This window comes from Frigoribacterium sp. ACAM 257 (assembly GCF_007954365.1).
Classification (GTDB): Bacteria; Actinomycetota; Actinomycetes; order Actinomycetales; family Microbacteriaceae; genus Frigoribacterium.
In genome coordinates this window covers 115,680-139,287 of the sequence record NZ_VOLO01000004.1, presented here as the reverse complement: position 1 = coordinate 139,287, position 23,608 = coordinate 115,680, and the positions used below count along the sequence as shown (strand labels likewise).

Annotated in this window: 23 protein-coding genes; 13 read left to right on the top strand and 10 right to left on the bottom strand. The window is 68.5% G+C overall.

Annotation, left to right across the window (positions count from 1 at the left end):
• Positions 1-5 precede the first annotated feature (5 nt).
• From ES689_RS12765 to ES689_RS12735, 7 genes are all read left to right on the top strand, one after another.
• The gene (locus ES689_RS12765) at positions 6-2,393 is read left to right on the top strand and encodes a glycoside hydrolase N-terminal domain-containing protein (protein WP_191330433.1); all 2,388 of its coding nucleotides are present in this window, start codon (positions 6-8) and stop codon (positions 2,391-2,393) included.
• 178 nt (positions 2,394-2,571) lie between these two features.
• Positions 2,572-3,894, top strand: coding sequence for an ABC transporter substrate-binding protein (locus ES689_RS12760; protein WP_191330431.1), 1,323 nt, complete (start codon positions 2,572-2,574; stop codon positions 3,892-3,894).
• Positions 3,895-3,916: 22 nt separating this feature from the next.
• Complete coding sequence (locus tag ES689_RS12755; protein WP_146905241.1) at positions 3,917-4,879, top strand: carbohydrate ABC transporter permease; 963 nt, start codon at positions 3,917-3,919, stop codon at positions 4,877-4,879.
• A complete protein-coding gene (locus ES689_RS12750; protein WP_146905239.1) occupies positions 4,879-5,697 on the top strand; it encodes a carbohydrate ABC transporter permease in 819 nt (272 codons plus the stop codon). Before ES689_RS12755 ends, ES689_RS12750 begins: the two co-directional genes overlap by 1 nt.
• A complete protein-coding gene (locus ES689_RS12745) occupies positions 5,697-6,764 on the top strand; it encodes a LacI family DNA-binding transcriptional regulator (RefSeq protein ID WP_146905235.1) in 1,068 nt (355 codons plus the stop codon). The genes ES689_RS12750 and ES689_RS12745 overlap by 1 nt, the downstream gene beginning before the upstream one ends.
• A gap of 72 nt (positions 6,765-6,836) precedes the next feature.
• Positions 6,837-9,191 (top strand): glycoside hydrolase family 3 N-terminal domain-containing protein, encoded by a 2,355-nt coding sequence (locus ES689_RS12740; RefSeq protein ID WP_223269596.1) that lies wholly within the window; start codon positions 6,837-6,839, stop codon positions 9,189-9,191.
• Positions 9,192-9,373: 182 nt separating this feature from the next.
• Positions 9,374-11,590 carry an RICIN domain-containing protein gene (locus ES689_RS12735; RefSeq protein WP_146905232.1) on the top strand — a complete coding sequence of 739 codons (2,217 nt, stop codon included), beginning with the start codon at positions 9,374-9,376 and terminating at the stop codon, positions 11,588-11,590.
• A gap of 95 nt (positions 11,591-11,685) precedes the next feature.
• On the opposite strand, the gene ES689_RS12730 is transcribed toward ES689_RS12735, so the two are convergent.
• The 5 genes from ES689_RS12730 to ES689_RS12710 all read right to left on the bottom strand — a co-directional run bounded on the left by ES689_RS12730 (position 11,686) and on the right by ES689_RS12710 (position 15,523).
• On the bottom strand, positions 11,686-12,300 hold the full coding sequence (locus tag ES689_RS12730; RefSeq protein WP_146905229.1) for a hypothetical protein: 615 nt from the start codon (positions 12,298-12,300) through the stop codon (positions 11,686-11,688).
• 70 nt (positions 12,301-12,370) lie between these two features.
• Complete coding sequence (locus tag ES689_RS12725; RefSeq protein WP_146905226.1) at positions 12,371-13,474, bottom strand: NAD(P)-dependent alcohol dehydrogenase; 1,104 nt, start codon at positions 13,472-13,474, stop codon at positions 12,371-12,373.
• Positions 13,475-13,533: 59 nt separating this feature from the next.
• Positions 13,534-14,439: an ABC transporter substrate-binding protein gene (locus ES689_RS12720; protein WP_146905223.1), complete on the bottom strand. Its 906-nt coding sequence runs from the start codon at positions 14,437-14,439 to the stop codon at positions 13,534-13,536.
• Positions 14,440-14,449: 10 nt separating this feature from the next.
• Positions 14,450-14,911 (bottom strand): MarR family winged helix-turn-helix transcriptional regulator, encoded by a 462-nt coding sequence (locus ES689_RS12715; RefSeq protein WP_146905220.1) that lies wholly within the window; start codon positions 14,909-14,911, stop codon positions 14,450-14,452.
• A 3-nt stretch (positions 14,912-14,914) separates the two neighbouring features.
• On the bottom strand, positions 14,915-15,523 hold the full coding sequence (locus ES689_RS12710; protein WP_146905217.1) for a cysteine hydrolase: 609 nt from the start codon (positions 15,521-15,523) through the stop codon (positions 14,915-14,917).
• A 112-nt stretch (positions 15,524-15,635) separates the two neighbouring features.
• On the opposite strand from ES689_RS12710, the gene ES689_RS12705 reads away from it, so the two are divergent.
• Positions 15,636-16,616 (top strand): zinc-binding alcohol dehydrogenase family protein, encoded by a 981-nt coding sequence (locus ES689_RS12705; protein WP_146905214.1) that lies wholly within the window; start codon positions 15,636-15,638, stop codon positions 16,614-16,616.
• Positions 16,617-16,622: 6 nt separating this feature from the next.
• Here the strand turns inward: ES689_RS12705 and ES689_RS12700 are convergent, their stop codons facing one another.
• Positions 16,623-17,105 (bottom strand): MarR family winged helix-turn-helix transcriptional regulator, encoded by a 483-nt coding sequence (locus ES689_RS12700; protein WP_146905211.1) that lies wholly within the window; start codon positions 17,103-17,105, stop codon positions 16,623-16,625.
• 111 nt (positions 17,106-17,216) lie between these two features.
• On the opposite strand from ES689_RS12700, the gene ES689_RS12695 reads away from it, so the two are divergent.
• From ES689_RS12695 to ES689_RS12675, 5 genes are all read left to right on the top strand, one after another.
• Complete coding sequence (locus tag ES689_RS12695) at positions 17,217-17,786, top strand: NADPH-dependent F420 reductase (RefSeq protein ID WP_146905208.1); 570 nt, start codon at positions 17,217-17,219, stop codon at positions 17,784-17,786.
• 4 nt (positions 17,787-17,790) lie between these two features.
• Positions 17,791-18,441 carry an alpha/beta hydrolase gene (locus ES689_RS12690; protein WP_146905205.1) on the top strand — a complete coding sequence of 217 codons (651 nt, stop codon included), beginning with the start codon at positions 17,791-17,793 and terminating at the stop codon, positions 18,439-18,441.
• Positions 18,438-19,469: an LLM class flavin-dependent oxidoreductase gene (locus ES689_RS12685; RefSeq protein WP_146905202.1), complete on the top strand. Its 1,032-nt coding sequence runs from the start codon at positions 18,438-18,440 to the stop codon at positions 19,467-19,469. Before ES689_RS12690 ends, ES689_RS12685 begins: the two co-directional genes overlap by 4 nt.
• A gap of 59 nt (positions 19,470-19,528) precedes the next feature.
• Positions 19,529-20,020, top strand: a complete 492-nt coding sequence (locus ES689_RS12680) for a DoxX family protein (protein ID WP_146905199.1) — start codon at positions 19,529-19,531, stop codon at positions 20,018-20,020.
• 64 nt (positions 20,021-20,084) lie between these two features.
• On the top strand, positions 20,085-20,543 hold the full coding sequence (locus ES689_RS12675; protein ID WP_146905196.1) for a cupin domain-containing protein: 459 nt from the start codon (positions 20,085-20,087) through the stop codon (positions 20,541-20,543).
• A 71-nt stretch (positions 20,544-20,614) separates the two neighbouring features.
• On the opposite strand, the gene ES689_RS12670 is transcribed toward ES689_RS12675, so the two are convergent.
• From ES689_RS12670 to ES689_RS12655, 4 genes are all read right to left on the bottom strand, one after another.
• Entirely contained in the window at positions 20,615-20,917 is a 303-nt protein-coding gene (locus tag ES689_RS12670) for a Dabb family protein (RefSeq protein ID WP_146905194.1), read from the bottom strand.
• A complete protein-coding gene (locus tag ES689_RS12665; RefSeq protein WP_146905190.1) occupies positions 20,914-21,414 on the bottom strand; it encodes a heme-degrading domain-containing protein in 501 nt (166 codons plus the stop codon). The genes ES689_RS12670 and ES689_RS12665 overlap by 4 nt, the downstream gene beginning before the upstream one ends.
• Positions 21,415-21,475: 61 nt before the next feature.
• Positions 21,476-22,447, bottom strand: a complete 972-nt coding sequence (locus tag ES689_RS12660; protein ID WP_146905187.1) for a PD40 domain-containing protein — start codon at positions 22,445-22,447, stop codon at positions 21,476-21,478.
• The gene (locus ES689_RS12655; RefSeq protein WP_146905184.1) at positions 22,444-23,544 is read right to left on the bottom strand and encodes a Gfo/Idh/MocA family protein; all 1,101 of its coding nucleotides are present in this window, start codon (positions 23,542-23,544) and stop codon (positions 22,444-22,446) included. Before ES689_RS12655 ends, ES689_RS12660 begins: the two co-directional genes overlap by 4 nt.
• Between the last annotated feature and the right edge of the window lie 64 nt (positions 23,545-23,608).

Genomic DNA, 23,608 nt, shown 5'->3' with positions numbered 1-23,608 from the left:
CCGACGTGAGCCGCAGAGGTCACGTCGGCGTTCCGCTGTCTGAGAAGCACACCGACGAATTGAGGAATCCCTTGCCCGAACACGCCCGTCACCGCATCCGCCTGAACAGTCCCGCTACCTCCTTCATCGAGTCGTTCCTCGTCGGGAACGGCCGATTCGGGGCTGCCGTCCACGGGCGTCCGGGCTGCGAACGATTCGACCTCAACCTCGACACGTTCTGGTCGGGCGGTCCGCTCTCGTCGGCAGAGAAACATGACCGTAGCCGATGGCTCGAACCAATCCGGGCCGCCGTCCGCCGCGGAGACCACGAGGAGGCTCAGCGTCTGGCTCAGGACCTCCAAGGCGACACCTGGTCGCAGTCATACGAACCTCTCGGCGGGCTGCTCGTCCGCTTCGATGACCCGTCCGACGAGTCCGTCTTCGAAGGACGCGAACTCGACATGGCCGCGGCCATCGCCTCGTCGTGGTCCAGCGGTCCTCGGGGACCCGTCCGCCTACGATCCTGGATCTCAGCCCCGCGGAACGTTCTCGTCATCGAGTTGTCAGGGGCCACTCACGACGTCGTCCTCGACCTCGACGACCCACACGGCGCCGAATACGCGGCAAGTCACGAGAACGTGCCTGGTGCCTCCGAGGCGTTGGTCCACACCTGGGCCGGCAGGGCGCCCGTAGCGGTCGCACCGGACTACCTGGGAGACGTCGACGAACCAATTCGACGACCTACGGACGAACCGGACGCCTCAGGCCTCGTCGACGCCGGCATGGGTTTCGCGATCGCCGCCATCACGCAGCGCACCGGACCGGACGAGGTCCGAGTCATCGTGGCGGCCGTCGACGGATACCGCGGCCGGACCGCACGCCCGTCGGCAGACCTCTCCGACCTCCGACGTCGAGCCGTCGACCAGGTCGTCGCCCTCTGGGACGTCCCGACCGAGACCATGCGGGCCGAACACGAGGCCGAGCACCGGTCGTGGTTCGACCGCGTCGACCTCGACTTGTCGGCCAGCTCCGCCCGGGACGCCGGAGCCCACGTCGACGCCGCTCAGGCCGAGCAGTTCTTCGACTTGGGGCGTTATCTCCTGATAGCCAGCTCACGTCCGGAAAGCCAACCGGCGAACCTCCAGGGGATCTGGAACGACGACGCCCGACCCGGGTGGAGCTGCAACTGGACCACGAACATCAACCTGCCGATGAACTACTGGCCAGCAGCTCGCCTGGGCCTCGGAGAACTCACTGCTCCCTTCGCCTCCTTGGTGGCGGATCTTGCCGAGCTCGCCTCGACGACCGCCCGAGACGTCTACGGTGCACCAGGGTGGGCGCTGCACCACAACACCGATCTCTGGGGGTTCTCCGCACCCGTGCCCAGCACGGCCCCCACTGACCCGCACCATGCCAACTGGCCTGTGGCTGGGCTGTGGCTCACCGAACAGCTCGCCGAACTCGAACGTTTCGGCGTCGACCTGCCCGTCGACCTCTGGGCCATCACGGCCGGTGCCGCAGAGTTCGCCCTCCACTTGCTGGAGCCCGATCCCGACGGTCGACTCGTGACCAACCCCTCGACCAGCCCAGAGCACGACTTCCTCGTCGACGGCGTTCCGTTCTCGGTGAGCGCCGGGACGGCGATGGACCAGCAACTCGTGGCCGACGTCTTCGACACGTTGCTCGCGCTCGTCTCCGAAGGACGGGCACCGGCTGACACAGACGCGCAGGACCTCACCGGGCGAGTCAGAAAGTCGCGCGATCGTCTCCGCCCCCCGCGTGTCGGCCCTGACGGTGCACTCCTCGAATGGGGTGAGGCGTGGGAGCCTGCCGACCGGGGGCACCGCCACCTCTCACACCTCTACGGGCTCTTCCCGGGAGCTTCCATCGACCCCGAGCGGACACCAGCCCTCGAGGCAGCAGCTCGTCTGGCGCTTCGTGACCGGCTCGATCACGGAAGCGGATACACCGGCTGGAGCCAGGCCTGGATACTGTGCCTCGCCGCTCGCATCGGTGACACCGACCTCGTTCAGCATTCTGTGGACATCCTGGTCCGAGACCTGACGTCAGCCTCTCTCCTGGATCTCCACCCGGTGCCGAATCACCCCACGGGCTTCCGGTTTCAGATCGACGGCAACCTCGGGGGAGTGGCGGGCATCATCGAGTCCCTGGTCTCAGCACGAGACGGGCACATCCGCCTCCTTCCTGCCCTGCCCGGCACCTGGCCCGCAGGCAGCGTCCGCGGTCTCGTCGTCGAGGGAGGGCACCGAGTCGACCTCACTTGGTCCGAGGGGCGGGTCGAACGCGTCCGTGTAACCGTCGGAGGGGACGGAGAAGTCCGTGTCTCCGGACCTGGGGTGGCGGACGTTCTCCGACCGGCGAGGCACGGCGACACCATCGACATCCCCAGCTGAAAACAGAACTCGTCGTTCATGTCCAGATCGCGAAAGACTTTCGCGTCGCGGGTTCTGGTCCGTGCTCGGGCGCGGGTTACTTTACTGCTGCGTGGTATCCCGATCACGCGCCAAGACCAGGCCGACAACGACGCGGCAACGACTGGAGTGTTCGACGATGAACAAGAGAAAAACTTTCATGACCGCCGGCGTGCTCGTCACGGCCGCGGCCCTGGTCCTCGGCACCGCAGGGTGCTCAGGCGGCGCCGCCGCGGGCGGACCGAACGAGAACCGACCGGAGAACGAGGTCCACGTCCTCGTCTACGGAGACGCAGCGGCCTCGGCAGAGCAGGCTGCGGCAGACCGCTTCAACGAGACCAGCGACGTGAAGGTGGTCATCGACACCGGTGCCGCCAGCGGTTCCGACTACACCACCGCCGTGCGCACGGCACTCGGCACGGACAACGCCCCCGACGTCTTCATGAGCTGGGGCGCCGCAGACATCCAGCAGGCCGTCGATTCGGGCGCCGTCCTGTCGCTCAACGACTTCATCCAGGAAGACCCGGCACTCAAGTCGTCCTTCCTTCCTTCAGTCTTCGACGAAGAGACCATCGACGGCGAGTCCTACGGAATCCCCATGCGCGGCGTGGCGCCGACGTTCCTCTTCACGAACGAGAAGGTGCTGGCCGACAACGGCCTCGAAGCAGCGACCACCTGGGACGAGCTGCTCGACCAGACCAAGGTCCTCGAGGACGCCGGCATCACCCCCGTCGCCCTCGGCGGCGCGGACAAGTGGCCCACGCAGATGTGGTACCAGTACGCCTTCGCGCGTCAGATCGGCAACGACGAGGTCGCGAAGGGCCTCGCCGGCGACGCCGACGTCTGGTCCAGCGACGGAAGCAAGGCCGCCCTCGACGACATCAGCACGTTGACCGGAGACCAGGCCTTCGGAAGCGCCTTCGACTCGGTCGGCTACTCCAACAACGGCACCACAGCCCTCCTCAGCCAGGGCAAGGCCGCCTACGAACTCATGGGCACGTGGAACTACGCCACCCTCAAGGCCGCTGCACCCGATTTCGTTGCCAGCGACCTCGGCTGGACAGCGTTCCCGACCATCTCCGGCGGCGACGGCCAGGCCGGCGAGATCGCCGGCAACCTCAGCAACTACTACAACGTCGCAGCCGACACCCGGTACCCCGACACCGTCCGCGACTTCCTGAAGGAGCTCTACTCGGACGACTTCCTGAAGGACCAGATCGCCCTGGGCAACCTGCCCCCCACCACGAACGCCAACGAGCTCGTGCAGGCCGACACCAGCATCGACGCGGCCAACAAGGAATACCTGAGCTTCGTCTTCGACCTCGTCGAGAACGCCCCGACGTTCCAGCTCTCGTGGGACCAGACCGTCCCGACGGCGAGCAAGACGCGACTGACGGATGCCGTGGCTGACTACGCCAACGGCTCGATCGACGCCGACCAGTGGATCAGCGACATGCAGTCGCTGACCGCCGCTGGCCGCTGACGAGTCCCGAGAAAGAACGATCATGACCCGCCTCGCAACACTCGAACGACCCGTCCCGGTCGAAGAGAAGACGCAGCGGCGGACGAGCACCACGACGGGCGGCCTGCTACGCGCAGGCCGCCCCGGCCTCGTCTGGGCCCTGCCCGCCACCCTGTTCTTCGGGGTATTCGCCCTCCTGCCCCTCGCTTTCGCCGTGTACCTCTCGTTCACGTCCTACAACGGCATCCGCCTCAGCCCGCCGCGCTTCATCGGACTCGAGAACTGGCAACGTCTCGTCAGCGACTCCGCCGTGGGCCAGAGCGTCGTCGTCACGCTCACTCTCGTCGTCCTCGCCGTCGCCACCCAGATCCCGCTGGGACTGCTCACGGGCGTCTGGGCAGCTGGCCCTCAACGAGGTCGCGCCGTCGTTGTCGCCTTGTACTTCATCCCCCTGCTGATGTCCACAGCCGCCGTCAGCGTCGTCTGGGGCTCATTGCTCGACCCGAACTTCGGATTGCCAAGCGCCCTGCCGTGGCTGTTCGGTGACGGCAACGTGCTGGGGGGAAAGACCAGTGCACTCGTCGCCATCGCCTTCATCTACCTCTGGGGGGCATCCCCCCTGTACACGTTGATCTTCCAAGGCGCCGCCCGCGCTGTTCCCGCGGTGCTCTACCAAGCGGCCGAACTCGACGGGGCGGGCCGGGTCCGACAGTTCTTCTCGATCACCGTGCCCCAGCTCCGGAACACGATCATCACGTGCACGATCCTCATCGTCGTCGGGACCTTCACGGCATTCGACATCATCCTGATCCTCACGCGCGGCGGGCCGAGTGGCGGCACGGCGATCCTTCCTTACCTCATGTACGAACAGGGGTTCGTCTCCTACGACCTCGGCTACGGAAGTGCGATCGCGCTCGTGCTCGTGGTGCTGGCCACGATCGTCTCGGCGGTCATGGTGCGCGTCACGAAGTACGACGAGATGTCGAGCACGCAGGAAGGTCTCTGATGCGTACACGTCTCAACGTGCCCGGTGGGCTCCTCGCCGGCCTCTGGCTGCTGATCATCCTGCTGCCCGTCTACATCATGGTCAGGGCCGCCTTTGAGAGCCAGGCCGCCTACACGGCCGGCGGACCGTTCGCCGCCCCGAGCCAGTTCTCGTTCGACAACTTCGGGCTCGCGATCCAGATGGGATTCGGCCGCTACCTCCTCAACGCGGGCATCATCACCGTCGGCGTCGTCGTGCTGGTCTTGATCCTCGTCCCGCCGCTGGCATTCGCCATCGTGCGGAGCGGGAGTCCTTCCGTCAGGCGCATCTTCCGCCTCATGCTCTTCGGATTGGCGATCCCGGCGCAGGTCGTCGTGATCCCGCTGTACTACCTGATCGATTCCCTGGGGCTCTACGACACCTTGATCGGCGTCATCCTGCCCACCGCCGCCTTCGTGATCCCGCTCACGACGCTCATCCTGACGGGCAGCATGCGAGAGATCGGCGGCGAGCTCTACGAGGCCATGGCGCTCGACGGCGCGGGTTCGGTCAGGACGTTCTTGACGATGGTGCTGCCCCTGTCTCGCAGCGGCATCGCGACCATCGTCGTCTACTCCGCGCTCAACGCGTGGAACGGCTTCCTGCTGCCGCTCATCCTCACGCGTTCCCCAGACGTGATGGTCGCCACCGTGGGACTGAACGGATTCAGATCGCAGTTCAGCGTGAACATCCCGGGTCTCATGGCAGCCGTCATCCTCACGATCGTCCCGATCTTCGTCGTCTACCTCTTCGCTCGACGATCGCTCGTCGCAGGCCTCACCGGTGTCGGAGGAAAGTGATGGCCCCGTCATCCTCGGCGGAGACTCCTGAGCCCCTCGCTGCCCGACGCAGCACCATCAACGACGTCGCGCGTCGTGCGAACGTGTCCATCGCCACCGTGTCCAAGGTCGTCAACGGGCGAAGCGGCGTCGGCACGGAGACCAGGACGCGTGTCGAGGCAGCCGTCGAGGACCTCGGCTACCTGAGCGTCCTGGAACGCTTCTCGTCCCTGCGGAGTGTCGGGGAGGGCACGATCGAGGTGCTCGTCGATCCGATGGACGTCAGCAACCCCTACCTCTCCATGCTCCTGGGCGGCGCGCTGGAGACCGCGGGCGAGATCGGCACAGGACTCCTCATGCGTCCCATCGCGAGCGTCTCGGACACCCCCAGGCCCAACTGGGCCCAGTCCCTCGTGCAGGCAGGCCGCATCGGGGTGATCGAGGTGACCAGCCGGTACTCGGCGCAGCGAGAGAATGCGCTCCGGGCCGTGGGGCTGCCGATGATCCTGGTCGATCCGATCGATCAACCCCGTCCGTCCACGCCGAGCATCGGTGCCACGAACTGGGCTGGTGCCTACGAGGCCACGAGGTACCTGCTGTCCATCGGCCACCGGCGGATCGCCTACATCGGCGGGCCGCCCGGCGCCACCTGTGACGTCATCAGGGCCCACGGGTGGTCGGCCGCCATGGCCGAGGCAGGCATCAAGGTAGATCTCGAACAGATACCCCGCGGCGCCTACTCGTACGAACACGGATGCGTCGCCACGGAGGCGCTCCTGACGAGCAAGCTCCCGCCGACGGCGATCTTCGCCGGCAGCGACATCTCGGCCACCGGTGCCCTCGAGGCTGCCCGACGCCTAGGGCTGTCCGTGCCGAGGGACCTCAGCGTCGTCGGCTTCGACGACACGCATCTCGCCCGGGCTTCGACGCCTCCGCTGACGACCGTCCACCAGCCCATCGCGGACATCGGACGCACGGCCGTCTCCAGCATCGTCCGGCTCGCGAACGGCGAGTCGATAGCCGCCAAACGCGTGGAGCTGGCGACGCATCTCGTCATCCGGGACTCCACCGCTCCTCCCGCGGACTGACCCACCTCCTCCGCGACGCGAAGCGTCGCTCCTCGCTGCGACCGACCGCAGCAGATCCGAGATCGGAACGACATGACCATCGACACCACGACCACGACCACGATGCCCGCAGCCGAGGCGAGGAACACGTCTCCCTGGCACGACACGACACTGACACCGGCGCAGCGCGCCGAGGCGCTCCTCGCGGAGATGACGCCGGCGGAGAAGCTCCAACAACTGGTCTCCGTCTGGCCGGGTGCGGAGGGCGCGAGCGGAGACGTCGCACCCATGCAGAGCACGCAGGACCAGGCGGCGTCCTTCGACGACGCGATCGTCGGCGGAATCGGTCAGCTGACCCGGCCTTTCGGAACGACGCCCATAGACCCGACGGACGGCGTGTCGAGGCTCGCCGAGTTGCAGCGGGCGGTCATGGCTGCGAACAGATTCCGCATCCCGGCAGTTGCGCACGAGGAGTGCCTGACCGGATTCACCGCCTGGAAGGCGACCGTCTACCCGACGCCACTAGCGTGGGCGAGCACCTTCGATCCCGAGCTCGTCCGAGAACTCGGCGCTCGCATCGGAGAAGACCTCGCGTCGGTCGGGGTGCACCAGGGACTCGCTCCCGTCCTCGACGTCGTCAGGGACCACCGCTGGGGACGTGTGGAAGAGACGCTCGGGGAGGACCCGCACCTCGTCGGTGAACTGGCCTCGGCCTATGTCCGGGGCGTCCAATCAGCCGGCGTCGTCGCGACGCTGAAGCACTTCGTCGGATACTCGGCCTCCCGCGGAGCTCGTAACCACGCGCCGGTCTCGATGGGGCCCCGTGAACTAGCCGACGTGATGCTGCCACCCTTCGAACGAGCGGTCGTCGAAGGTGGCGTCCGAAGCGTCATGAACGCGTACACCGACATCGACGGCGTTCCCGCCGGCGCCGATCGAGATCTGCTCACCGGGACGCTCCGCGACCTCTGGGGATTCACCGGAACAGTCGTCAGCGACTACTGGTCGGTCCCGTTCCTAGCCAGCATGCACAAAGTCGCGGCGGACAACGAGCACGCAGGACGACTCGCCCTCGAGGCGGGCATGGACGTCGAGCTGCCCCATGCTCTCGGGTTCACCGCCCTGTTGACGGACGACCCCGAGGGCAGCCGCCTGGTCGACCGGTCGGTGCTTCGGGTGCTGACCCAGAAGGCGGAACTCGGTCTTCTCGATGCTGACTGGCAGCCCCGAGACACGGCTGACCGTGTCGATCTTGACAGCCCGGGCAACCAGGACGTCGCTCGTCGCGTCGCCGAGGAGAGCATCGTGCTGCTCCGCAACGACGCGAGCATCATCCCCTTGGCGGCAGCGCCTCGGAGGATCGCCGTCGTGGGCCCGGGCGCCGACGACGCCCGGTGCCTCTTCGGCTGCTACTCGTTCCCGAACCACGTCCTGCCGAACCACCCCGACCTGCCCATGGGGATCAGGGCCCCCACCGTTCTCGATTCGTTGCGTGCAGAGTTCCCGGAGAGCGAGATCACGTACGTTCGAGGTGCGGACCACCTCGACCCCTCCACGGAACACGTCGATGACGCGGTCCGGGCAGCGGCAGCCGCCGATCTGACGTTCGTCGTCGTGGGGGATCGTTCCGGCATGTTCGGGCACGGCACGTCGGGCGAGGGATGCGACGTCGTCGACCTGCGTCTGCCGGGCGGACAAGAAGATCTCGTCGAAGCCGTTCTCGCCCACTCACGCCGGGCCGTGCTCGTCGTGCTCTCGGGTCGCCCCTACGCCATCGACCGATTCGCCGAGTCGGCGACGGCGACCGTGCAAGCATTCTTCCCTGGACAAGAAGGAGGGGCTGCCCTCGCAGGCGTGCTCTCGGGGCGGGTCGCCCCGTCGGGCCGGCTCCCCGTGCAGATGCCCGGCGACGACGCCCCTCAGCCCAGCACGTACCTGGCGGCTCCCCTGGCGCTCAAGAGCGACGGCGTCAGCAACATCGATCCCAGCCCGGCATTCCCCTTCGGTCACGGACTCTCGACGACCAGCTTCGACACCTCCGGAGCCACCGCGAACGTGGACACCATCTCGACCGATGGTGTGGTCGACGTGACCGTCCAGATCACGAACGTCGGTGAGCGCGCAGGGACGGCCGTCCCGCAGCTCTACCTCAGCGACCCGGTCGCCTCCATCACGAGGCCTGTCCGCCGCCTCATCGGGTCTGCGCGCGTCACTCTCGAGCCCGGCGAGAGCTCCGAGGTGGTCTTCACGGTCTCGGCCGATCTGGCGAGCTTCACCGGCCGAGACGGGCGCCGCTTGGTGGAACCGGGAACCATCGTGCTCACAGTCGCTGACTCCGCCGGTGACCCAGGGGCGCCGGTCGAGATCGAGCTCACCGGCTCCGTCAGGCCCGTCGACCACACGCGCGTCCTCGCGAGCCAGAGCGCAGTCCGTCCTCTGGAGGCGTGACAGCAGTCATCCCCGAACACCCCGCCGGGCTCAGCTGGCGGGGTGTTCGGCGTGCGTTCGCCGTCACCGCCTGCAACGACGTCCTCGGCATGACGAAAGCCTTTCCGAACCTCCCCACGGACGTCCTTCCCGGGAGAAGGTTCTGGTGGGCCGAAGTCGACCCGTCAACGAAAGGAACTGCAATGGTGCAGTCACTCACCCGGAAGGTCATCGCGACCGCCACGGCCGTCGCCGTCTCAGCCGGGCTCGCCCTCGCCGGGGCATCCGGAGCTGCGGCCTACCAGCCCAGCCCCGGGAACGTCTTCAACGCCACCAACGCCGCAGCTTGCAACAAGAACCCCTGCGTGCTCTACCCCAAGTCCGCACAACTCCCCAGCGGCCGCGTTCTCGCTGCGTTCGAGGACAGCCAGAGTCAGGTCGTCGGCCAGGATCTGCCCATCCACGCCAGCGACGACCAAGGCACCACCTGGCGCGCCCTGTCCACCGTGCAGGCTCCCGCCTACGCTTCGAACGACAGCCGCTATGCGAAGTACACCAGCGCCTGGACGAACCCTTACCTCTACGTCCTCCCGCAGGACGTCGGGAACCTCAAGGCTGGCACGGCTCTCCTCGCCGTCGTCGTCTCCGGAGACGACGAGTACGCCAAGGAACAGAAAGCCGCCGACCCCAACTGGCGACCGACCGGAGACGGCGACCGCCGAGACCTCGCCATCGCCCTCTATTCGAGCACTGACGAAGGCGCCAACTGGGGCCTCGTCAACGTCATCGCCACCGGCGGATGGCAGGGCGGCAGCGCCGGAGCGATCGGCCGCACCTCCGCCGCGAACACCACCAAGCAGGTCGACCCCGTCTGGGAACCCCACCTCCTCGCCCGCGACGGCCAGCTCATCGCCTACTACTCCGACGAGAACGACTACATCGGCTACAACACCCAGACCGGTGTCCCGACCATCGACCCCGACAACGCCACCGCCCCCGACTCCCACGGCCAGATCCTCGTCCACAAGACGTGGGACGGCCGCAGCACCGACTGGAGCCAGCCCGTCGTCGACGTCGCCGGCCTCACCGAGAACCGCGGCAACGGCAAGACGCAGATCGGGGGCGGCCGACCCGGCATGACCACGATCGCGCCCACCACCGACGGGCGTTACCTGCTCACCTTCGAGTACTTCGGCGGCGGGCAGAACACCCGTTACAAGTTCGCCGACGACCCGTTGCGCTTCTTCGCCGATGGTGACCCCGACGGCACCGAGATCGCCCAGCTCCCCGTCCCGGCGGGACAGAACGGCCTCTCCGACGGAGGCAGCCCCGTCCTCACGTCCTTCCCCGACGGGCGCATCGTCTTCAACGCTGCAGGCAGCGGCAGCGTCTGGGTGAACGAGTCCGGCCGCAGCGACGGCCAGTGGAAAGAACACCAGACCACCCTGCCCGGCGGCTACAGCCGCAACCTCCAGTACCTCGAAGGCACCGGCCGGCTCCTGGTCCTCCAGGCCGCCTGGGCAGGCGGAAGCGTCGGCCCCGTGAAGCACGCCGACGTCGACCTCGGACGCACGAGTTCCCGCTACTCCACGCTCACCAACCGCGCGACTGGTCAGGCACTCAGCCCCCAGGCGGGCAAGACCCAGGATGCTCGATTCACCGGCGACGTACCGGACGTCATCACCCGCGACCGCTCCGACACCGACATCCAGCAGCGCTGGAACCTCGAGCAGACGGGCTCCACGGTCACCCTGCTGAACAAGGCTGGTGGTCGTTCCCTCGCCATCTGGACCGGCACGCCCTCCGCCGGCCAGAAGGTCGCTCAGTGGGTCGACGACGGCGCCACGGACAAGCAGTGGACCCTCGTCGCCAGCTCCGACGGCCGACAGAAACTGCGTTCCGTTGCCGACCCCTCGCTCTACCTCACCTCGACGGGAACCAACGGAGCCGTCGAACTGCGGCCCCTCATCAGCACCACCAGCAACGCCGCCGCTGACGACAGCCAGGAGTGGCTCATCAGTCAAGATGCCACCACCGTCGGAGTCGCCACGAGCATCCGCGGCACCGCCTCCGGCCGCTGCCTCGACGTCCCCAACGGAACGCTCGGGGCGCAGCTGCAGATCTACGACTGCGTCGGCAACTCCAACCAGCGCATCACCCCCACCGCTGCCGGTGAACTGCGGGTCGGAGACCGGTGCCTGGCGGCAGAAGCGAACGGCTCGACACCGGGAACCAAGGCCATCCTCTGGAACTGCAACGGCTCCAGCAGCCAGAGGTGGTCCACACGCCTCGACGGCTCGATCATCAACCGTTCGAACGGTCTTGCCCTCGACGTGAGCAACCGGGCCGTCGCGAACGGATCACCCGTCCAACTGTGGCGGGCTCTCGGAACGTCCAACCAGACCTGGACTCGTGTCTAGACGAGACCCCTGATGGCAGACGTCTCGGCCCCTACCGAACTGCTAGGGGCCGAGACGTCTGTGACTGATCGGTTAAGGAAGACGGTGGGCGCGGGTCAGCAGCAGTCTGAGTGCGGGGCGACCCGCAACCGTGAGAAAGTCGCATCGGTACCGATGTCGACGAACAGCCCCAGACGGCCCGGTCGTGCACCGGCTAGCCCTCCCGTGTGCAAGACCTCCTTCCCGTCCACCCAGGCGTCGACCTTGTCGTCGACGACATCGACTTCAAGCGTGTGCCACGTGTCGAGACCGATGTCCGCTGCCGCCTCGTACCCTGCGTTGGGTCGCTGTTCCCGCAGGCGATCGAACGGCCAGTCCGGATACGCGAAGTACTGGACCGCGCGCCCCACCCGTTCAGGCGGTGGGCTCTCGAGACTTCCGTTGAGCGGGCGCAGATAAACAGATTCGAAGCGCGAGAAGTCGTCGTTGATCCGGAAAGCGAGCCCCGCGAAACCTCGAGCGAAGTCCGGAGCACCGGGCCGAAGCCGACTCAAGATGTCGACGCTCACGCGCGCGTTCTCGACGACGACAGGGATCACAGCGAAAGTGGGTTGATCGACGAAGTCGATCCCTGGCCGCCCGTGCGCCTCGATCTCTTCGGACAGCCGCACGTTGAGGGCATCCCGGCCCGCGGCCACGCGATCCTCGACGACGACGGAGGCAGCCGTCACCGTGTTCGTGTGGAGCGGGACAGCACGGTACGGAGGCGTTCCGAGCGAGTCCATGCTTGTGCCGGACATCTCAGTAGATGATGACGGGCTTGGTCGTGATGCCCTTCTTGGAGTCCTCGAAGCCCTGGTTGATGTCGTCGAGGGTGTAGTCCTTGACGAGCTTCTCGAAGGGGAAGCGCCCCTCGCGCCAGAGCTGGATCATCCGGGGGATGAACACCTGCGGCACGGAGCTGCCCTGGACGACGGTCTTGAAGGTCCATCCCTTGACGAGGGAGGCGCCGACCTCGAAGGTGACCTCGGTGCCGGGCTTGGCGGCTCCGACGAGAGCGATGGTGCCCCGCACGCCGAGCGAGTCCGCCGCGGTGCGGAGGAGCTCAGGCCGGCCGGTGGTGTCCACGACGTAGTCGACTCCGCGGCCTCCGGTGATCTCGTCCAGGCGGGCGGCGACGTCCTCGGTGCGGGAGTTGATGACGTGGGTCGCGCCGATCTCCTGGGCGAGGGTGAGGCGGTCGTCGTGGACGTCGATGGCGACGACCGTCGAGCACTCGGCGATGCGGGCGGCCATGACGGCGGCGCTGCCGACGGCGCCGACGCCGAAGACGACGAGCGTCGAGCCGATCTCGGGCTGGAGTTCGTTCAGGACCGTGCCGGCGCCGGTGTTGAAGCCGCAGCCGAGCGGGCCGAGGTGCTCGAGGGGGACGTCGGCGTCGACCTTGACGACGGACTCCTCGACGACGTTGGCGTAGGTGGCGAACGAGGACTGGCCGAAGAAGTGCGAGGACACGACCTCTCCTGCGTCGTCGCTGAGGGAGGTGCTGCCGTCGAGGCGGCGTCCGCCGAAGTCGGCGGCGAAGAGGTTCTCGCAGTACGCCATCTGGCCGCTGCGGCATCGCTTGCAGTGCCCGCAGTAGGCGGCAGCCAGGACGACGTGGTCGCCCGGTGTGACCGAGGTGACCGAGTCGCCGATCGCCTCGACGACGCCGGAGCCCTCGTGGCCGAGGACGGCGGGGAGGGGGGTGGGGTAGATGCCGTCTCGGACGAGGGCGTCGGTGTGGCAGATGCCGGAGGCGACGAGGCGGACCCGGACTTCGTTGTGTCGGAGGCCGTCGAGCTCGAGCTGTTCGATGGTGAACGGTTCGCCGTTGCCGCGGGCTACTGCTGCGGTGATCTGCATGGTGTGACTCCTTCATCGGTGACACCGCGTCGAGGGGCGCGGAAGTGAGGGTGCGCCTGTCAGTCGAGGCCGACGTCCGCGAGCCAGTCGCGGGCGATGACGGTCGCCGAGGCCTGCTCGTCGACGCTCCGGGTGTTGAGGGCGAGGAGCTGGTCCATGGTGAGCGCTGACGTCACCTCGTCGATCACGGCAGCGGCGTCCGCGTCGAGTGCGTCGCTGGCGAGCGGGACGACGTGCGAGGAGATGAAGAGGTCCTCCGGGTCGTCGAGGACGACGAGGTCCTCGTCGCCGACTTGCGGGTTGGCCGTGTAGACGACGGCGAGCTGGATGTCGTCGTCGAGGAGCGCCTTGATGGTGAGGGGACCGCCGCTGTCGTCGATGCTCGTGTAGCTGACGTCGACGCCGTACGCAGCCTTCAGCCCCGCTGGCCCCTGGGGCCGGTCTGCGCCCTCAGGGTTGCCACCCAGGGCGAGCGGGATGCCGAGGCCGGCGAGGTCGTCGACGCTGTCGACGTCGTGCTCGGCGGCGAAGGTGCTCGTCACCGCGTAGGCATCCTGATCCGATGCCTGCGCGGTGGCGAGGGTCCGTAGCCCCTCAGGGGTCGCTGCCGCCAGGGCCTTTTCGACGTCCGCCTCCGATGTGGCGGTGGAGTCGGGGTCCCAGGCGTGCAGGAGGGGGCCGGTGTACTCGGGGAAGAGGTCGATGAAGCCCTCTTCGATCTCGGGAAGGTAGACCTCCCGCTGGCCGATGGCGAACTGGCGGTCGACCTCGCGGCCCTCGGCCTCGAGTGCCTGCGCGAAGATCTCGGCGATGATCTCGTTCGAGTAGTACTGCTGAGAGCCGATGACGATGGCGCCGGCGCCCGCATCGGTGGAGGCCAACGGGTCGGACGACGAGCAGCTGGCGAGGGCGAGGGAGGCGACGAGCGCTGTCGTCGTCGCCAGGGTGCGGTGTAGGGCAGTCATGATCTGGCGGTCATTCCGGGAGAGAGGCTTCGTTGGTGGCACGGCGAAGGGCACGGAGGGCACCGCGCAGGGCGGTGATCTCCTCGCCCGTGAGATGAGCGTCGAGGTGGGACCGGAGGGTCGTCTCGATGACGGCCTCGCCGCGGTCGATGACTGCGGGGGCGGTCTCGGCGAGGGTGATGAGGGACGACCGCCGGTCGTCGGGGTTGGGTGCACGCAGGCAGAGGCCGGTGGTCTCGAGCTTGTCGATGAGCTTGCTCGTGCCCCCGACGGTCAGCGCGAGTTCGCGGGAGACGTCGAGGATGCGGCAAGGCCCGAGCCGGCGGAGGACGAGGAGTGCTTCGAACCGCCCCAACGGCACGTCGATCTCAGCGCGGAGGGCGTCGTCGATGTGGTCCCAGAGCTGCATCTCGGTGCGGGTCAGGTCGAAGAACACGTCGTAGAGGCTCACGTCGTCGGGGCGGGTCGTCACGGGTCAGCCGGCGAGGGCGGCGGTGACCGTGGCAGTGTCGCTCACGGTGGCGATGTTCGTCAGGGCGAAGCTCGTCGCGGCGTGCTGCCACTCGGCGCTGAGGCTCGAGGTGGCGTCCTCGACGAGGGTCACCTGGTAGCCGTGGTCGGCGGCGTCGCGGACGGTGTGCTCGACGGCCATGTTCGTCCACGCGCCCACGACGACGAGGGTCTCGATGCCGAGGTTGCGGAGCATGTTGTCGATCGCGGTGCCGTTGAAGACGCTCATGCGGGTGCGGTCGAGGACGACGTCGCCGGCGACCGGGGTGAGCTCGTCGACGATCTGGGCGCCCCAGCTGTCGAGCTTGAACGTGTCGGGGGCGAGCATCTGGAAGATGGGGGCGTTGGTGCCGCTCATCCCCGCGACCGGGTAGACGACGATGCGGCTGTAGAAGACCGGGGCACCGGAGGTGCGGGCGGCGTCGACGACGGAGCCGACGTTCCCGATCACGTCCTGCGACTGGGCGTGCTCCACAGCGCCGGACGTGGCGTAGGCCCCGTCGGCGTGGACGGTGTCGTTCTGCATGTCGATGACGAGGACCGCGGTGGTCGTGGGTGCGAGGGTGGTCGACATGATGCAGCTTTCCTTGGGATGGTCGGTGCGGATGTGCACTCCGAGGAACTATATTCCTTGTCAACTACTTTGTGCGACCCCCGGGACGGTCTGGGAGTTAGGAAGGCGCGAGATGAGCAGCATGCGAGCGATCGTCCTCGACGGACCGGGCGCACCGGACGTCCTGAAGATCCGGGACGTCCAGCGCCCTGGCGTCACAGCAGGGCAGGTGCTGATCGAGGTGCGCGCCTTCGGCCTGAACCGCTCCGAGCTGCACTTCCGACAAGGCCTCGGGTCGTTCGGGTCGTTCCCGCGCATCCCGGGGATCGAGGCGGTCGGTGTCGTCGTCGAGGCGCCGGGCGGTGAGTTCGAGCCCGGCACCAAGGTCGCGGCACTGATGGGCGGCATGGGGCGCACCATCGACGGCGGCTACGCCGAGTACGTGACCGTGCCCACCGCCTCTGTCGTCCCCTTGGTCAGCTCTCTCGACTGGGCCGTGATCGGCGCTGTCCCCGAGATGCTGCAGACCGCCTACGGCTCCCTCGTGACAGGTGTGGACGCGCAGCCGGGCGACACTCTGCTCATCCGGGGCGGCACCTCCTCGATCGGCCTCGCCCTCGCCGTGATCGCCAAGCAGCGAGGCATGACGGTGATCTCCACCACCAGGAGCGCCGCCAAGTCCGCTGTCCTCGAGGCTGCGGGCGTCGACCACGTCGTCATCGACGACGGAGCCATCGCGGACGCCGTGCGCCGCATCGTCCCCGAGGGGGTCTCCGGCGCGGTCGAGCTTGTGGGCGCACCGACGCTGCGCGACACCCTCCGGGCCACCGCCGTGCACGGCACGGTCTGCTTCACCGGCATGCTTAGCGACCAGTGGACGGTGCCGGATTTCTACCCCATCGACTACCTGCCCAACGGGGTTCGCCTCACCGCGTACTCGGGCGAGGCCAGCGACCTGCCGGCGGCCGTGCTGCAGGACTTCCTCGACGCCGTCGAGGCCGGCCAAGTCACCGTGCCCATCGGCCGCGTGTACGCGTTCGACGACATCGTCCAGGCCCACGCCGACATGGAGTCCGGCTCGGCGCCCGGGAAGCTCGTCGTCACGGTCGGCTGACCTTCGTCACGCCTCGCTGGCGAGCATGCGGCCGTCAGGGTCGAGACGGCCGAGGAGCGCTGCGGAGATCGCCCCGAGCTGTTCGACCTGCTTCGGGGTGAGGGCGTCGATCACGTAGTGGCGAACCGCGCCGACATGGCCTGGGGCTGCCGCGACGACTTTCTTCCACCCGGCGTCCGTGATCGTCACGTTCGTCGCGCGTCGGTCCTCAGGGCACGGTGCTCGCTCGACCAGCCCCGCGTTCTCGAGGCGGGTGACCACCTTCGACAGCCGAGGGAGCGTGGCGTTCGCCCGTGCCGCGAGAGCGCTCGTGCGGAGAACGCGCCCCGGCGCCTCGGAGAGCATCGCGAGGGTGAAGTAGTCGAAGTGGGTCAGGCCCTCGTCCGTCGTCAGCTGTACGTCGAGCGCTGACGGCAGCAGTTCGAGGACGGCGGTGAACCGCACCCAGGCTGCTCGCTCGGTCTCGGACAGCCACTTCGTCTCGGTCATGGGCCCATCGTACCAATAACTTGCATCTACAACCATTGCCGTCTACATTGGTTGTAGAAGCAACCATTGGTCTCGACCTGATCGCCGAGACTCATCAGAAGGAGAATCCTCATGACCAACGTCACCATCTTCGGTTCCGGCAACATGGGCTCGGCCATCGCGAGCGTCCTCGCAGCCGGCGGCGCCTCCGTCGACCACATCGGCACCGACGGCGGAACCGTCACCGGCGACGTCGTCGTCCTCGCCGTCCCGTACCCGGCCCTCGACGCCATCGTCGCCAGCCACGGCGACCAGCTCGCCGGCAAGATCGTCGTCGACATCACCAACCCCCTCGACTTCTCCACCTTCGACTCGCTCGTCGTCGCCGACGGCACCTCGGCCACCGCCGAGCTCGCCGCGAAGCTCCCCTCGTCGAGCGTCGTGAAGGCCTTCAACACGACCTTCGCCGCGACCCTCGCCACCAAGAAGATCGGTGACCTCGACACCACCGTCCTGATCGCCGGCGACGACGAGACGGCCAAGCAGACCCTCGCCCAGCTCATCACCGCCGGCGGTGTGCAGGCGATCGACGCCGGCTCGCTGAAGCGTGCCCACGAGCTCGAGTCGGTCGGCTTCCTGCAGCTGACCCTCGCCGCCGCCGAGAAGATCAACTGGACCGGCGGCTTCGGCATCGTCCGCTGACCCCGTGCAGACCCTGACGCGTGACGTCCGCTCGGCCGACTGGCCGGGCGGACCCGCCGCGGCTCCGGCCGTCGCGCTGTTCCTGCACGGCTACGGCTCGAGCGAGCACGACCTCGTCGGCCTCTGTGCCGCCCTCGACCTCGGACTGCCCTGGGCCTCGCTCCGCGCGCCCCTCGACATGCCCGGGGGAGGCGCCGCCTGGTTCCCCGTCACCACCCCCGGGAACCCGAGCGCGGCACCGGTCGAGGAAGCGACCGAGGCGATCTGGGCGTGGGTCGACGACAACGTCGAGCGCGCAACCAGGATCGTCCCCGTCGGCTTCTCCCAAGGAGGGCTGATGGCGTCCCAGTTGCTGCGGTCGCGTCCTCAGCGCGTCCTCGCCCCCGTCGTCCTCGGCGGCTTCGTCCTGGGTGCTCCCCAGCCCGGAGACGACGTCCTCGCCTCCGAGCGGCCGGCCGTGTTCTGGGGGCGGGGAGGGGACGACCACGTCATCACCGGTCCTGCCGTCGCCCGCACCTCCTCCTGGTTGCCCCTGCACGCCGCGCTCAACGAGCGTGTCTATCCGGGCCTCGGTCACGGGATCAGTGCTCAGGAGGTCTCGGACGTCCGCGAGTTCGTCCTCAGCAACATCACGGAGGGGCAGGGCGTGTCGTGAGCACACCCGGGTTCGAGATCGGCGTCTTCACCTTCGGCGAGCTGACCACCGACGCGGGCGGCAGGGCCATCCCGCCCGCGGTCCGCCTCCGCGACGTGCTCGAGTGGGCCCGGGTCGCGGACGAGGCCGGCCTCGACGTCTTCGGCGTGGGCGAGCACCACCGCGAAGACTTCGCCATCTCGTCCCCGCCCGTCGTCCTCGCCGCCGTGGCGGCGCAGACGGAGCGCATCCGGCTGACGAGCACGGTGACGGTGCTCTCCAGCGCCGACCCCGTCCGGGTCTTCGAGGACTTCGCCACGCTCGACCTGATCAGCGGCGGGCGTGCCGAGATCACGGCGGGACGAGGTGCGTACGTCGAGTCGTTCCCGCTCTTCGGTCAGGACCTCGACCGCTACGACGAGTACTTCGACGATCGGCTCGAGCTCCTCCTGCGCCTGCGGCGGGGCAACCCGGTGACGTGGTCTGGTTCGACTCGTTCCCCCTTGTCCGGTGCCGGGGTCTGGCCACGTCCCGTGCAGGACGAGCTGCCCGTCTGGACCGCCGTCGGCGGCACTCCAGCGTCCGTCGTGCGTTCGGGCCAGCTCGGCCTGCCCGTCTACCTCGCGATCCTCGGCAGCCCGGAACGCTTCGTCCCCCTCGCTGACCTCTACCGGCGCTCTGCCGCGGAGGCGGGCCGGTCGGCGGGGCGCATCGGCGTCACGTCGCACTTCTTCGCAGCATCCACGTCGCAGGGGGCCCGCGACACCTTCTACCCGCACTACTCGTCCTACATAGGCCAGAACATGCCCCGGGTCGGTCATCTCGACCGCGCGTCCTTCGACACCTGGGCCGCCCCTGGCGGTGCCTTGTTCGCAGGGAGCCCGGCCGAGATCGTCGACAAGATCCTGTGGGAGCACGAGCTCCTCGGCCACACGCGGTTCCTCGCGCAGATCGGGCTCGGAGGTGTTCCGCAGGCCGAGACCCTGCGGTCCATCGAGCTCCTGGCCACGGACGTGCTCCCGGCTGTACGCGCAGCCCTCTCTACCTGATCCCCCGCAGTCCCGCTTGCCCCTTCTTGCACCACCATCCGTCCTGGAAAGGCTCCCTCATGACCACGACCACCTCCCCTCAGGCCCAGGCCCGACGTGGGGCCGCCCGCGGCTGGCCCACCTCGCCGTCGCTCGCCCTCCTCGTGCTCCGAGTCGCTCTCGGGGCCGTCTTCATCGCGCACGGAGCCCAGAAGCTCTTCGTCTACGGCTTCGCCGGCACCAGCGGATCCTTCGCCGACATGGGAGTCCCGATGGCGTCGATCGCAGGGCCGCTCGTCGGGCTGGTGGAGTTCATCGGCGGGATGCTGCTCGTCGTCGGCTTCGGCGCACGCCTCGTGGCAGCAGCCCTCGCCGTGGACATGGTCATCGCGGCGTTCCTCGTGCACCTGCCGTTCGGGATCTTCTCCGCGGACGGGGGCTACGAGCTGCCGCTGACACTCGCGGCAGGCGCACTGGCGGTGATCCTCGCCGGGCCCGGCCGGATCTCTGTCGACGCCGCCCTGGCCGCCGGCTCGAGGCTGACCCGAACGAAGAACATCCGCGGGGTGTGAGCTCGAGGACGATGTCGAGACTGACGAGCACTGCAAACAACTGAGAGAGGCATGGCGATACAACATGGCTGAAGCGAACAAGACCTCGCCCACCGTCCCGTTCCTGAGCATGTGGACCACACCTGAGGGCCTGAGCAGCATCGGTCCGAGTGAGCTGCGGAACTTCGTCCAGGGCAGCGTCGGAGGCAAGGCCTCACCGTTGTGGATGAAGGAGATGCCGGGCCGCGTCGAGAAGGTCCTCTTCAACGTGATGGAGGTCGGGTGGGAGGGCGAATGGCACGAGAGCCCGAAACCGCAGTGGATCGTGCCTCTGTCGGGGCGGTGGTTCATCGAGACCCAGGACGGGACTCGAGTCGAGATGGGGCCCGGCGACATCCACTGGGGCCAGGACCTCGACACCCGCGACGTCGACGGCAACATCGGGCACCGGTCGGGGCAGGTCGGGCCCGACGCCTGCGTGCAGTTGATGGTCCAGTTCGCCGAACCTCACAACACCGGCGCCATTCATCCGTTCGATTCGTGACGGCGCCGACCACGGTCTGGTCCTGAAAGAAGGCGACCGCGACCGCCGCGCAGAAGCTCTTCCTCCCGCCACTACTGGGGGGTGAGGGGCACCAGGTCGAGCTCCTGGAACGACGCGACCTCCGCCTCCCACCGGGTGGCCACGAACCCGCGGTGGTCGGGGTGGGAGTCGTAGGCGTCGTAGGTCGCCTGGTCGGCGAACGTCATGGCGAACTGGAAGGCGTGCTCGCTCTTCGCGCTGACCTGGCGGCTGACGACGAAGCTCTCGACGCCGGGAATCGCGCTGAGCGTCCGCGCCCCGGTCGAGAGGAACTCGGCCTCGGCGTCGGAGCCGGCGGGGTGGACGAGGGAGAAGCTGACGGTGTGGCGGATCACGCGACTGCTCCCTCTCCTGGGCTGGTGGAGGCGAGGTGGGCTCGGAGCGCCTCGACGACGAGGTCGTGCTCGACGTCGTCGTTCACCCCGGAGGCGACGGCGACGCCGACCTGCCGCGAGCCGACCCGGATCGGGAACGCCCCGCCGTTGAATGCGTAGGTCATCGGGTCGACCATGCGGGCGGTCGCCGGGTCGTCGATGCCGTAGGCGGTCATCTGCTCGGCGACGAGCAGCGACGCCTTGTCGAAGCGGCGCACCGTGGCGACCTTGCGGTTCATCCAGGAGTCGTTGTCGGCGGTCGTGCCGGCGAGGGACGCCTGGAAGACGAGCTGCTCCCCGAGCCATACGGACGTCGAGATCGTCTGAGAGCGACCGCGCGCCAGCTCGATCACCCGGAGGCCCACGGCGATCGCGTCGTCGTGCGTGAAGTCGGCGAAGTGCAGCTCGTCCTCCTGGGCGATGAGGGTGGCGAGCTTGGCGGAGTTGTCGTGGGTCATCGGTGACCGTCCTTGTCTGTGGTGCCGTCGGTGGGGGAGGAAGCGCTGGTGGTGGGTGTCGTCACGACCGAGGAGGCGCGGTGGGCGTCGCGTGTCGTCGCGACGGCACGGGGTAGTCGACGTAGGCGAACGCGCTGCCGTCAGGTGCCCAGCTGTTGACGTTGATCGTGCCCTGGCCGCCGTTGAACTCGGCGACGACGCGGCCGTCGTGCCAGGCGTCGGCCGAGGGGCCGGCGGCGCCCGAGCCCGACGCCCCGGTGACGAGCACGAGCTGTACCGCCTTGTCCGCAGGGTGGCCCTCGGTGCCCTCGGGGAAGCTCAGGTAGACGGCCAGGTCGCCGGCTGGTGCGAGGTGCGGGAACCAGTTGACGCGCTCGTCGGTCGTCAGCTGCTCGAGCTCGCTGCCGTCCGGGCGCACGCGAGCGACCTGCGCCCGGCCGGCCTCGAACTGCTCGGTGTTGAAGTAGATCCAGGTGCCGTCGGGGCTGTACTCCGGGCCGTCGGCGGGCCCGGGGTGCGTCGTGACGGCACGGTCGCCCGTGCCGTCGGCTCCGATCTCGTGGATCGTCGCGTTCGCCCACCAGTCGTCGCCGGCGGGTTCGAGGCGCACGTACGCGAGGGTGCGACCGTCGGGCGAGACCCCGTGAAGGAAGTGCAGCGGGCCGTCCTCGCTCGTGATCCGTCGAGAGGGTCCGCCCGACAGGGACGCCTCCCAGAGGTGGAAGTCCATGCCCGAGACGAAGATGCCGTCGCCCGAGGGGGCCAGCACGTGGTCGTTGTTGAGCGCCGGGACGCCCTCGATCGCGACGGGTCCGGGAGGTGCGGAACCGTCGACCGGGAGCGTCCAGAGCAGCCCGTCCGCGTTCACGACGAGGCGACCGTCGCGGGTCCAGTTCGGCGCCTCGAACAGGGTCTCGGTCGACTCGTGCAGGGTCGTCGACTCACCGCTGGCCACGTCGAAGACGCGGATTCGACAGCTCTGGCCGGGGAGAAGGGCGCGGTGCTGCGGTGCGTCCTGCGTCTCGTCGGTCATGCGTCCACCGTGACGCCGTGCGTGCTGTCGACGCCTGTCGAGCGCGTGCCGTGCGCATCATCGAGCTGTGCCTTCGCCGAGTCGATCGTCGCGAGGATCGACACCGTCTCGTCGAGCGTGTGCAGGGGCGACTCGGTGCGTCCTTCGCCGACGAACCGCGCCAGCGCGGTGGCCTCCCACGACAGGGCGGCGAACAGCCTGAGGCCGCTCGTGTCCGTGAACTCGAGCGACGTGCCGCCGGTCGGGTCGTTGGGGTTGTTCGCCAGCAGGCGGAACGACGACGGCGTGTAGAAGAACGACTCGAACTCGACGCGCGCGACGCTGCCCGAGATCGACGCACGCGTCGGGGTGTTCGTGAGCATCGTCGTCGTCACCGTCGACTGCGCGTCCTTGCCGTGCGACAGCACGAGCGTCGAGAACGCGTCGACGCCGGTCTCCGTCATCCCGCCGACGGCGGTGACGGCCGTCGGCGCGCCGAGCACCATGGAGTCGAACTGCAGGGGGTAGATGCCGAGGTCGAGCAGGGCGCCGCCGCCGAGCTCAGGCCGGTAGAGCCGGTGCTGCGGGTCGGCCGGGATCGCCTGGCCGTGGTCGGCGTGCACCTGGTCGACGGTGCCGAGCGCACCATCGTCGAGCAGCTGCCGCACGACGGAGGTCTGCGGCAGGTAGCGGCTCCACATCGCCTCCATGGCCAGGACGCCGGCCGCGCGGGCCGCATCGGCGAGCTGCTGGGCCTCGTCGGCCGTGAGGGCCAGGGGCTTCTCGATCAGCACGTGCTTGCCCGCGGCGATCGCGAGCAGGCCGAGCTCGAGGTGCTGGCTCTGCGGCGTCGCGACGTAGACGACGTCGACCTCGGGGTGGGCGACGAGGGCCTCGTAGCTGTCGAGCGCGTTCTCGATGCCGTGCGCGGCGGCGAACGAGGAGGCGCGTCCGAGCGAGCGGGACGCCACGGCCGTGAACCGCTGCGCCGTGTGCGCGTGCGCGGCGCCGACGAACTTGCCGGCGATCCAGCCCGGGCCGATCAAGCCCCAGCGCAGGGCGGGCTCGCCGGTGCCGGGCAGGAACAGCTCGGGATCGGGCAGGTGGGTGGGCAGCATGCAGGCCTCCAGGGGGTCTGCGCCGCCGGGAGCAGCGACGCTCAGTGCGCCGAGGCGACGCTCA